Raw genomic sequence first — 10,717 nt, 5'->3', positions numbered from 1 at the left:
CCCCGCCCGCCCCCCCCGCGCCCGCCCGGGCCCCCCCGCGGGCGGGGCGCCCGCGCCCCCGGAGCCGCGGAACCGGAGCATCTCAGGGGACCGGACGCCGGACCGGGGCCTTCGGCGGACCGGTCACCGGCTCCGGCAGCAGTTCCAGGACCGCCCGCCGCTGCGGCTCGGCCGCTTCCCGGTCGAAGGGGTCCGGGGCGGTGGGTACCTGGAGGCGGTGCACCGGCCCCGAGCCCAGCCGGGCGTAACCGCGCCCCGGGGGCACCTCGGGCGGCGGCGTGGTCGACGGGGCCTCACCGAGCACCGCCCGCACCTCCTGCGGCGTCGCCGCGCCGAGCACCACCCGCGCCCGGGTGTACGCGCGGACGGCCCCGGTCAGCTCCCCCGCGCCCTCGAACTGGTCGGCCAGCGCCACGGTCACCCGTACCGCGCGCCCGTACCGCAGGGGCACCTGGAGCAGATCCTGCGGGTCGCGCTGCCCCTCGGCACGGGCCAGGTGGCTGAGCACCGAGGGCCGGTCGACCAGCACCCACAGCGGGCGGCAGACGTCCTCCGGCGCGTCCCGTCCGGTCTGGCGGACCCGGTTGGCGGCCAGCAGTCTGCGCTCGGTCTCCCGCACCACCCACTCCAGCGCCGACAGAGCACCGGCCGGTGTGGACTCCACCGTCAGCACCCTGCCGCGCCCGGCCAGGAACTCGTACTCGCCCGCTCCGCCGCCGTCCACGACCAGCACCTCGCCCTGCCGCAGGGCCTGGAGCGCGACCGACCGCAGCAGCGTGGTGGTCCCCGACCCCGGATGGCCCAGTGCCAGCAGGTGCGGTTCGGTGGAGCGCGGGCCCGTACGCCACACCACCGGAGGCACGTCCCGCCGCTCGCCGCCCTCCTCGACCACCGGCACCGTGCGGGGGACGGTGTGGAGGTCGGTGAAGCCCAGCACGGTCTCGCCGGGCGCGGTGACGAAGCGCTGCGCGCAGACCCCGGCGGGAAGCGGCGGCAGCGCGGTCAGGGCCAGCTCGCCCAGCTCCTCGTCCCAGGCGAAGTGGTACTCCCGGCCCCGCCCGGCCTTGGCGGACAGCAGTTCCTGGAGGCGTGCGCGGGACTCCTGGTCGCCGTCGCCGAAGTGCGGCGGGTAGCGCAGCCGAAGCCGGGCCAGCCGTCCCTCCTCGGTGAACGCGAAGCCGGTGAAGGCCCGCCGCCAGTCGCCGTCGCGGGCGTACAGGGGCTGGGGACGGGGGTCGTCGGCGAGCGACAGATGCGGTACCAGCGCTTCGTAGAGGGTCTGCAGCCGCGCGCGTTCGGCCTCGCCCGGCTCGCCCCCGGCGGTGTCCGAGGACCGGTCGCGGCCCTGCCGGAGAGCGGCGCAGGCCAGGGCGACCGCCCCCACCAGCGGCCCGTACGGGGTCAGCCACAGCACCAGCAGGCAGACGGTCACGGCGAGCAGCGCCGGACCCCGCCGCTCCCGGGGGGTGCGCTCCCAGCGGCGCCGTCCCTGGGAGGCGAGACGGCCCAGCCCGCGGGCGGCCACGGCCGGCAGGTGCAGCGCGTCGAGGGCGTGGTCCGCGGCAGCCCGCCGCAGATCGCGCCCGCGGGCCGGCGGGGCGGCGTCCGGTGCGCGGTGGGGGTGGGGATGGGAAGCGTGCAGCGGGGTGAGTGCCGGGGGGAAGGGCCGCCAGGCCACGCCGAATCTCCTGCCGTCTAGAGCCCTGGGGCTCGAAGTCCTGGGGTCGTGGGTGTGGGGTTCCGGTGGGTGCACCGGGCGCCGTGCCGGGAGGGGGATCGCGCCGGAGGGGACGCCGCGCCGGGCGGCCGTGCCGGAAAGGCTCCCTAGAAGGGGATGTTCCCGAGGAGGTTGGCGAGAGTGTCCCCGCCCGCCTGGATGCCTGGCGCGATCGCCGATCCAGCCAGGTAGAACCCGAAGAGCGCGCACACGATGGCGTGGGAGAGCTTGAGGTTGTCCTTGCGGAAGAACAGGAAGACGATCACTCCGAACAGCAGGACACCGGAGATCGACAGCACCATGGGTCAACTCCCTGTGTGGCGATGGGTTTGTCACCGTGTGTTCCACAAGCTTCACAGAGTGTCCAGAACGCCGAAAGCGGCGGAAGGGTGATATCAGCACATTTCCTCTGCTCCGCCCGGATGCGCCTCCGGAGGGAGGGGGCGACGGCTCTCCGGAGGCCGGGAGGTAGTTTCTCGGGAGCCGACACCTGACAGGGGACGGAAACCATGCACCGCGAGCCCGCACTGCTCTACGTCACAGACCTCTCCTACGAGGCCCGGGGCCGTCGCTACGGAGACGAGGACATCCTCCTCTCGGCCCGCCTGCGCGAGGACTTCCGGGTCGCGCTCTGCCATCCACGCGACGCGGCGGCGCTGATGGACGCCTTCGATGTGGTCGTGGTGCGCAACAGCGGCCCCGTACTGCACCACCGGGAGGCCTGGGAGGACTTCCGCGCCCGGGCGCTGGAACGGGGGATCCGGGTCTTCAACGAGTTGTCGGGCAGGGCGGACATGGCCGGGAAGCGGTATCTGACCGAGCTGAGCGCGGCCGGGGAGCCGGTCATCCCCACTGTCGACCGCCACGAGGACCTGGAGCGGCTGCCGCCGGCGGCCGAGTACGTCGTCAAGCCCGAGCTCGGCGCCGACTCCATCGGTCTGGAGGTCGTCCCCGCGGACCGGCTGGCCCACCTCGCCCTCGGGCCGGGCGCCGGCCTGCTGGTCCAGCCGAGGATCGACTTCCGTCACGAGGTCTCGTTCTACTTCGTCGACCGCTCGTTCCAGTACGCCCTCTACGCCCCCGACCCCGAGCGGCGGTGGGAGCTGGAACCGTACGCCCCCACGGCGGACGACCTCGCCTTCGCACAGCGGTTCGTGGACTGGAACGCCGTCGACCACGGCATCCAACGGGTGGACGCCTGCCGCACGGCGGAGGGTGAGCTGCTGCTCGTGGAGCTGGAGGACCTCAACCCCTACCTGTCGCTGGACCGGGTGGACGCCGGCACCAGGGAGGCGTTCGCCGCCGCGATGACCGCCTCGCTGCACGCACTGCCGGCCTGAGCAGCTCCGGGCTCCGCCCCCGGGGACGTGCGCGGCGGAGGGGCCGCACGGCGATGTGCGGCCCCCGGAGGTGGAAGCCGGCGAGGACCACCCTGCCGGCCTCCCCCGGTTGTCTGCGGGACGCGGTCGAGGCCGAGGCCGCCGGCGTGCCGGACGAGGCGGCCCGGGCGGCGGGGCGCCTTCCGGTACGAGCCTGCTGGAGCCGGGTCTCGGCCGGCTGCGTGGCGGCGAGCCCAAGCCGATATCCGCCGGCCCCCGCTCCGTCCGGAGGACAGGGGCCGGGGGAGCGGGGGGAGCGGGCGAGGGGGTCAGGAGCGGGCCGGAGGCCGCCGGGGCGGGCCGCCCCGGCCGCGTACCTCCAGGTCGTCCAGGAGCTCCCGGGTCGCCTCTGCCACGGCCTCGACGGCGCGCTCGAACGCGGCGCGGTTGTGGGCGGCGGGCTCCCTGAAACCCGAGACCTTGCGGACGTACTGGAGGGCGGCGGCGCGGATGTCCTCGTCGCCGGCCTCGGGCGCCATGGGCGGTCGGAGTGTCCTGATGCTGCGGCACATGCCCCCAGTGTGGCGCGTGTCCGGCGCGGTCGGGGGTACCGGAGAGGAACACCGGACCCCGCCCGACGGATGGAGTGGACGTGCAGGCGCTGACCGCGGCTCCCGGCCGGAAGGACTCCCTGCGGCTCGACACCCTCCCCGACCCCGAGCCGGGGGAGGGGGAGCTGCTGGTGGACGGCCTGGCCGTCGGTGTGTGCGGCACCGATCTGGAGATCCTCTCGGGAGGCCACGGAGCCCCTCCGCCGGGCCGGGAGCGCCTGGTCATCGGCCACGAGTCCCTGGGCCGGGTGCGCCAGGCGCCGCCGGACAGCGGCTGGGTGCCCGGCGACCTGGCCGTGGGCGTCGTCCGCCGGCCCGACCCCCTGCCGTGCGGGGCGTGCGCCCACGGCTATTTCGACATGTGCCGCAACGGGCTGTTCACCGAGCGCGGCATCAAGGGGCTCGACGGGTACGCCTCGACGTCCTGGACGGTCGAGGCCGACTACGCAGTGCGCCTGGACCCCGGACTGGAGCACGTCGGGGTGCTCATGGAGCCCGCCACCGTGGTGGCCAAGGCCTGGGACCAGGTGGAGCGCGTCGGCGGAAGGTCCTGGTTCGCCCCGCACTCGGTGCTGGTCACGGGGGCCGGGCCGATCGGGCTGCTCGCCGCGCTGCTCGGGCACCAGCGCGGTCTGGAGGTCCATGTGCTGGACCGGGTGGAGAGCGGCCCCAAACCCGAGCTGGTCCGGCGGCTGGGCGCCGAGTACCACCGCGATGAGGCCGAGGGGGTCATGGAGCGGGTGCGGCCGGACGTGGTGATCGAGGCGACCGGCGCCGCGCCGGTCGTCTTCGGGGTGATGTCGGCGATGGACCCCTACGGAGTGCTCTGCCTGACCGGGCTGTCGCCCGCCGGGCGCACCCTGGAGGTGGACGCCGGATACCTCAACCGCGAACTGGTGCTGGACAACTCCGCCGTGGTCGGCTCGGTCAACGCCAACCGGCAGCACTACGCCGCCGCGGCCGCCGCCCTCGCCGGGGCGGACCGGGGCTGGCTGGACGCGCTGATCACCCGCCGGGTGCCGCTGGAGTCCTTCGCGGACGCCTTCGAGCGGCACCCGGACGACGTCAAGACGGTCATCGAGCTCACCCGGCACTGATCCCGGGCCGGGCGCTTCCGGCCGGGGCCCGCTCCTGGGCCCCTCCCGGCTCAGGAGTGCCCGTCGCCGGAGCGGAGCCGGGAGGGGCCCCGGCCCCCGGCCAGGTTCTGCGCGGTGTCGATCAGCGGGATGTGGGAGAGGGCCTGGGGGAAGTTGCCGACCAGCCGGCGGTGTCCGGTGTCGTACTCCTCCGAGAGCAGGCCCAGGTCGTTGCGCAGGTCCAGCAGCCGCTCGAACAGTTCCCGCCCCTCCCTTGCGCGGCCCTGGAGGATGTAGTTGTCGGCCAGCCAGAAGGAGCAGGGCAGGAAGGCCGCCTCGCCCGCGGGCAGGCCGTCCACGGAGTCGGTGCGGCTGCCCATGGTGTAGCGCCGCACGAGGCCGTCCCCGAGCAGTTCCCGCTCGATCGCGGCCACGGTGCCCTTCATCCGGGGGTCGTCGGCGGGCAGGAAACCCACGGACGGGATGAGCAGCAGCGAGGCGTCCAGCTCCGCGGAGCCGTAGTACTGGGTGAAGGTCGCGCGGTCGGCGTCGTAGCCGTACGCGCATACCTCCCGGAAGATCTCCCGCCGCAGGCTCCTCCACCGGTACGCGGGCCCGTCCAGGCCGAAGCGCTCCACCGCCTTCACCGCCCGGTCGGCGGCCACCCAGGCCATCACCTTGGAGTGGGTGAAGTCCCGGCGGGGGCCGCGCACCTCCCAGATGCCGTTGTCGGGGTCACGCCAGTGCGACTCCAGGAAGTCCATCAGCACGCGCTGGACCCGCCAGGCGTCGGGGTCCGGTGGCACGCCGTGGGCCCTGGCCTGGTGCAGGGCGTCCATGAGCTCCCCGTGGACGTCCAGCTGGAGCTGGCCGGAGGCGGCGTTGCCGATGCGCACGGGACGGGAGCGCTCGTATCCGGGCAGCCAGTCCAGCTCCGTCTCGGACAGCAGCCGCTCGCCCTCGACCCCGTACATGATCTGCATCCGCCGCGGGTCGCCGGCCAGCGCGCGCAGCAGCCAGTCGCGCCAGGCCACCGCCTCCCGTTCGTATCCGGACCCCAGCAGCGCCATGAGGGTGAAGGTGGCATCGCGCAGCCAGCAGAAGCGGTAGTCCCAGTTGCGCACCCCGCCCAGCTGCTCGGGCAGGGAGGTGGTGGGGGCGGCCACGATGCCGCCGCTGGGCGAGTAGCTCAGGGCCTTGAGCGTGATCAGGGAGCGCACCACCGCCTCCCGGTACTCGCCGGAGTAGGTGCAGCGGGCGGCCCACTCCCGCCACCACCGTTCGGTGGCGGACACGGTCCGCAGCAGCTCCGCGGTGTCCGGCCGGTCCGGATCCCCGTGGTGCAGTCCTCTCCAGGCCAGCCGGAAAGCCACTTTCTCGCCCGCGTCGACGGAGAACTCCGTGGCGCACTCACCGCCGTCCGCGGTGAAGTCCGCCCCGGAGTCGAGGACGACCACGTCCGGTCCCGCGTAGGCGCGCAGTCTGCGTCCCTCGGGCCGCAGCCAGGCGGGGGTGACGCCGTAGTCGAAGCACAGGCGCACCAGCGAGCGCATCCGCACCCGCCCTTCCAGGCCCTCGACGATACGCACCACCGAGGGGTGATCGCCGTCGACGGGCATGCAGTCGGTCACCCGGGCCCGGCCCTCGGGGCCCGCGTACTCGGTCTCCAGCACCGCGCTGTCGCCCCGGTAGCGGCGGGCCAGCGGCCGTGCCCGGTCGCTGGGGGCGAGCAGCCAGCGGCCGTGCTCGGGACGGCCCAGCAGGGCGGCGAAGCAGGCGTCGGAGTCGAACCGGGGCAGGCACAGCCAGTCCACCGAGCCGTCGTAGCCCACCAGTGCGGCGGTGCGTGTGTCGCCCAGCAGGGCGTAGTCCTCAAGCCGGAGCGGCACGCGGCGTTCTCCCTTCGGCCCGCTCGGATCGCCGGGGACCGGAGTACCCGATCCTCCCGCCGTTACACGGATGGACCGGGGGAGGGCGCGCTTGGGCAGGTGAGAGGCCGTTCATTCTGTGCTGATTTTGCATTACTTATCGGTTTCCGGGTCCTTTCGGGTGGTTACCCGCAGCCTTGGAGTCAGAGGAACCGGCGACGAGGAGAGCCTCATGATCACCAAGGAGCAGATACCCGAGGTGCTGGACCACCAGGTCTACGACGCCGAGGGCAAGAAGATCGGGGAGACGGGGCACGTCTTCCTCGACGACGTGACGGGCCAGCCGGAGTGGGCGAGCGTCCGCACCGGGCTCTTCGGCAGCCATGAGACCTTCGTTCCGATCCACGACGCGGCCATGGTGGAGGACCACCTGGAGGTGCCGTACTCCAAGGACCAGGTCAAGGGCGCGCCCCACGTCGACGTGGACCAGGGCGGGCACCTGTCCGAGCAGGAGGAGCGCCGTCTGTACGACTACTACGGCGTCGACTGGGGCGGTTACGGGCAGGAGACCGGCCGCACCGGCACCGGTGCGCCCGGTGCCGCGGGAACGGCCGCCGCGGCGGGCACGGCCGGTACGGCGGGGGGCCGCGCCGGAGCCCGCGGCCGCGACGAGGCCATGACGCGCTCCGAGGAGGAGATGCGCGTCGGCGTCGAGCGCCAGGAGGCCGGCAAGGCCCGGCTGCGCAAGTACGTGGTCACCGAGGACGTCCAGAAGACGGTGCCCGTGCGGCGCGAGGAAGTCCGCGTGGAGCGCGAGCCCATCACCGAGGAGAGCAGGGGCGAGGCCACGAGTGGCCCGGAGATCTCCGAGGCCGAGTACGAGGTGACCCTGCACGAGGAGCGTCCGGTGGTCGAGACCGAGACGCATCCGGTGGAGCGGGTGCGTCTGACCACCGACGAGCGCACCGAAGAGGAGACCGTCAAGGGGCAGGTGCGCAAGGAGCGCATCGAGGAGGAGGGGACCGACGACGAGCGGCGGCGCCGCCGCTGAACCGCCGGTTCCACCCCTTGGGGCCCGTTCGGAGACGACCTCTTCCGTTCGGGCCCCAGCCGTGCCGGAGCGTGTCCGGGGTGCTTCCGGGCGCTCCCGGGGTGACGGGCAAAGGGGATGTCGGGGGAATGCCGGGTCGAAGGTCGGGTACTTCGCCTTTCGTGAGCCACTAGTCACATATGACGCAAAAGGCAAGTTCCGCAGGACCAACTGGAGGCACCGGTGAGTGAATCTCCGATCACGGGCAACGGCCCCGCACAGCAGACAGGCCAGACCGCGAAACAGGAGACCCGCGCCACGGCCGACCGGGCGAAGGAAGCCGCGGGTACCGTGGCCGGCAGCGCCAGGGGCCAGGCGCGCAACGTGACAGGCGAGGCCCGCGACCAGGTCGTCAACATGGCGGGCCACCTCAGGGAGCGTGCCACGCAGGAGGCGGACACGCAGACCAGGAGGACGGCCGACACCATACGCCAGTGGGCCGACGACCTGTCGGGCATGGCGGAGAACACCCGGTCCGACTCCCCGGTGCGGAACCTGGCGGCCCAGGCCGCCGACGGCGGCCGCCGCGCGGCGGACACGCTGGAGGAGCGGGGCGTCGGCGGTCTGGTCGAGGGTGTGGAGTCCTTCGCGCGGCGCCGTCCGGGCGCGTTCCTGGCGGGTGCGGCACTGGCCGGTTTCGCCATCGGGCGCATGGCCAAGGCGGGCACCAAGGCGGACCATCACGGGCAGGAGGGCTCCGGTACGGCGCAGGCCCAGGGGTACGAGGCCCACCCGCAGCCCCCGGGCGGAGAGGTCCGGCAGATGCCGGGCTACGGGGAGCCCTCCCACGGCGCTACCCCGGGCGTCCCGGGCACCGGCGGCACCGGCACCTACGGAGCCCCCGACACTCCCCGCCGTCCGGAGGTGGGCTGACATGGCGTACACGACTCATCGGCCGGACACCGGTCCGGAGGCCCGGGGCAGGACGGCGCAGGAGGACGCCTCGATCGGCGAGCTGCTCTCCGCGGTCACCTCGGACGCGCAGAAGCTGTTCCGGCAGGAAGTGGAGCTGGCCAAGGCCGAGATCCGCGAGGAGGCCACCAAGGCGGGCAAGGCCGCCGGCATGTACGGCGGGGCCGGGTTCGCCGGCTACATGACCGTCCTGTTCGCCTCTCTGGCGCTCACCTTCGGCCTGGCCAACGTCATGGACTGGGGCTGGGCGGCACTCATCGTCACCGCCCTGTGGGGCGTGGCCGCGGCCGTGATGTATGTGATGGGCCGCTCGCGGATGAAGCAGGTCCACCCCAAGCCGGAGCGCACCGTCCAGACCCTCAAGGAGGACGCCGAATGGGCACGTCACCCGACGAGCTGAGGGCTCGGATCGACACCACCCGGCAGGAGCTGTCGGAGGACGTCGGCAGGCTCGCCGACCAAGCCAACCCCCGCCACGCCGTCCGCCGCCGCAAGGAGCGGGCGCGGGGCAGGATGACCGTAGTACGGGAGCGAGTGATGGGAACCACCTCGGACACGACGCAGTCGGTCCGTGAGAGCGCCGGGCACACCGCGGACAGGGCGCGCGAGGGGGCCGGACAGGCGGGCGAGGCCGTCAGGGCCGCCCCCCACCACGCCGCGCGGAAGACCCAGGGCAACCCCCTGGCCGCCGGTGTGATCGCCTTCGGCGCCGGGATGCTGACGGCCTCGATGATGCGCAGCTCGCGCAAGGAGGAGCAGGCGGTGGGCCGGCTCTCCGAGAAGGCGGGCGGACTGGCCGAACCGGTCAGGGAAGCGGCGCTGGAGTCGGTGGAGCACCTGAAGGAGGACGCCAGGCAGTCCGGCCGGCAGGCGGCCCAGCAGGTCAAGGAGACCGCGTCGGACGCCGCCCGCACCACCGCCGACGAGGCCCGCGGACAGGCGGGCGAGGTCAAGGGCCAGGCCCGCCGGTCCGGGCAGGGCGTGGCCGACGAGACCCGACGCCAGAGCCCCGGCTCGGCGCACTGAGACGATCCCGGCCGCCCCCGCCCGCAGGGGCGGGGGCGGCCGGGAACAGGCGAGGTGCCACCACATGTCGAAGCAGAAGAGCGGGCAGCGGCGGGACGGTTCCGCCGGGCAGGCCCCCGAGGAGCCCACCGACCTGTCGAAGAGTTCCTGGAAGGGCGTGCTGAAACGCACGGTCGCCGAGTTCAAGGACGACAACGTCACGGACTGGGCCGCCGCCCTCACCTACTACGGAATCCTGTCGATCTTCCCCGCGCTGCTCGCGCTGGTGTCGATCCTGGGCGTGATCGGCAGCTCCGCGATCCAGCCGCTGATCGACAACCTCGGCAGCATCGCGCCGGGCGCCGCGCGCGACATCCTCGAGAGCATGCTCACGCAGCTCCGGGGCAACCAGGGTGCCGCGGGGTTCGCGCTGGTCATCGGTCTCGCCCTGGCGATCTGGTCCGCGTCCGGCTACGTCGCCGCCTTCATGCGCGCCTCCAACGCCATCTACGACATCGAGGAGGGGCGGCCGATCTGGATGACGCTGCCGGTGCGGGTGGGCATCACCCTGGTCCTGCTGTTCATCCTGGCGCTGAGCTCCGTCGCCGTGGTCTTCACCGGTGACATCGCGCAGCGGGCCGGCGACGTCATCGGTCTGGGCGACACCTTCCTGACGGTGTGGGGCATCGCCAAGTGGCCGGTGCTGGTCCTGCTGGTCGCCTTCATGATCGCGCTGCTGTACTGGGCCGCGCCCAACGTCAAGCGCCGCTTCCGCTGGGTCAGTCCGGGCAGTCTGGTCGCCGTGCTGCTGTGGATCCTGGCATCGGCCGCCTTCGCCTTCTACGTCGCCAACTTCGGCAACTACAACAAGACGTACGGCAGCCTGGCCGGTGTGATCATCTTTCTGATCTGGCTGTGGATCACCAACATCGTGATCCTGCTGGGCCAGGAGACCAACGCCGAGATCGAGCGCGGACGGGCCATGGAGGACGGACACCCGGCCGACGAGGAGCCCTACGTCGAGCCGCGCGACACCCGCAAGTTCTCCGATGACAACCCCAGCGGCCGGGACTGACCCCGGTACCGGGCGGGTGGGGGGGGGGGGGGGGCGGGGGGGGC

At 73.3% G+C, this 10,717-nt stretch carries 11 protein-coding genes; 7 read left to right on the top strand and 4 right to left on the bottom strand.

Annotated features, from left to right (window positions below; all coding sequences use genetic code 11):
* Positions 1–82: 82 nt before the first annotated feature.
* Complete coding sequence (locus tag AC2CJA_RS18770) at positions 83–1,642, bottom strand: hypothetical protein (RefSeq protein ID WP_484603862.1); 1,560 nt, start codon at positions 1,640–1,642, stop codon at positions 83–85.
* A gap of 182 nt (positions 1,643–1,824) precedes the next feature.
* Complete coding sequence (locus AC2CJA_RS18765; RefSeq protein WP_093849355.1) at positions 1,825–2,019, bottom strand: hypothetical protein; 195 nt, start codon at positions 2,017–2,019, stop codon at positions 1,825–1,827.
* 207 nt (positions 2,020–2,226) lie between these two features.
* Between AC2CJA_RS18765 and AC2CJA_RS18760 the strand changes: the two genes are divergently transcribed.
* A complete protein-coding gene (locus AC2CJA_RS18760) occupies positions 2,227–3,057 on the top strand; it encodes an ATP-grasp domain-containing protein (protein ID WP_484603861.1) in 831 nt (276 codons plus the stop codon).
* Between the two features lie 308 nt (positions 3,058–3,365).
* On the opposite strand, the gene AC2CJA_RS18755 is transcribed toward AC2CJA_RS18760, so the two are convergent.
* A complete protein-coding gene (locus AC2CJA_RS18755; protein ID WP_484603860.1) occupies positions 3,366–3,608 on the bottom strand; it encodes a DUF2277 domain-containing protein in 243 nt (80 codons plus the stop codon).
* 80 nt (positions 3,609–3,688) lie between these two features.
* Here AC2CJA_RS18755 and AC2CJA_RS18750 point away from each other — a divergent pair, with 80 nt between their 5' ends.
* On the top strand, positions 3,689–4,744 hold the full coding sequence (locus AC2CJA_RS18750) for a glucose 1-dehydrogenase (protein ID WP_484603859.1): 1,056 nt from the start codon (positions 3,689–3,691) through the stop codon (positions 4,742–4,744).
* 50 nt (positions 4,745–4,794) lie between these two features.
* Here AC2CJA_RS18750 and AC2CJA_RS18745 read toward each other — a convergent pair whose 3' ends face one another.
* Complete coding sequence (locus AC2CJA_RS18745) at positions 4,795–6,612, bottom strand: glycoside hydrolase family 15 protein (protein WP_484603858.1); 1,818 nt, start codon at positions 6,610–6,612, stop codon at positions 4,795–4,797.
* A gap of 211 nt (positions 6,613–6,823) precedes the next feature.
* Here AC2CJA_RS18745 and AC2CJA_RS18740 point away from each other — a divergent pair, with 211 nt between their 5' ends.
* The 5 genes from AC2CJA_RS18740 to AC2CJA_RS18720 all read left to right on the top strand — a co-directional run bounded on the left by AC2CJA_RS18740 (position 6,824) and on the right by AC2CJA_RS18720 (position 10,673).
* Positions 6,824–7,642: a DUF2382 domain-containing protein gene (locus AC2CJA_RS18740; RefSeq protein WP_484603857.1), complete on the top strand. Its 819-nt coding sequence runs from the start codon at positions 6,824–6,826 to the stop codon at positions 7,640–7,642.
* 222 nt (positions 7,643–7,864) lie between these two features.
* Entirely contained in the window at positions 7,865–8,554 is a 690-nt protein-coding gene (locus AC2CJA_RS18735) for a hypothetical protein (protein ID WP_484603856.1), read from the top strand.
* A 1-nt stretch (position 8,555) separates the two neighbouring features.
* Positions 8,556–8,993, top strand: a complete 438-nt coding sequence (locus AC2CJA_RS18730; protein ID WP_484603855.1) for a phage holin family protein — start codon at positions 8,556–8,558, stop codon at positions 8,991–8,993.
* On the top strand, positions 8,969–9,619 hold the full coding sequence (locus tag AC2CJA_RS18725; RefSeq protein ID WP_484603854.1) for a DUF3618 domain-containing protein: 651 nt from the start codon (positions 8,969–8,971) through the stop codon (positions 9,617–9,619). Before AC2CJA_RS18730 ends, AC2CJA_RS18725 begins: the two co-directional genes overlap by 25 nt.
* 64 nt (positions 9,620–9,683) lie before the next feature.
* Complete coding sequence (locus AC2CJA_RS18720; protein ID WP_484603853.1) at positions 9,684–10,673, top strand: YihY/virulence factor BrkB family protein; 990 nt, start codon at positions 9,684–9,686, stop codon at positions 10,671–10,673.
* Positions 10,674–10,717: the final 44 nt, after the last annotated feature.

Source organism: Streptomyces sp. ATLC9 (assembly GCF_057196705.1).
The sequence above is the reverse complement of the archived record's forward strand: the minus strand, read 5'-3'. Positions and strand labels throughout refer to the sequence as shown.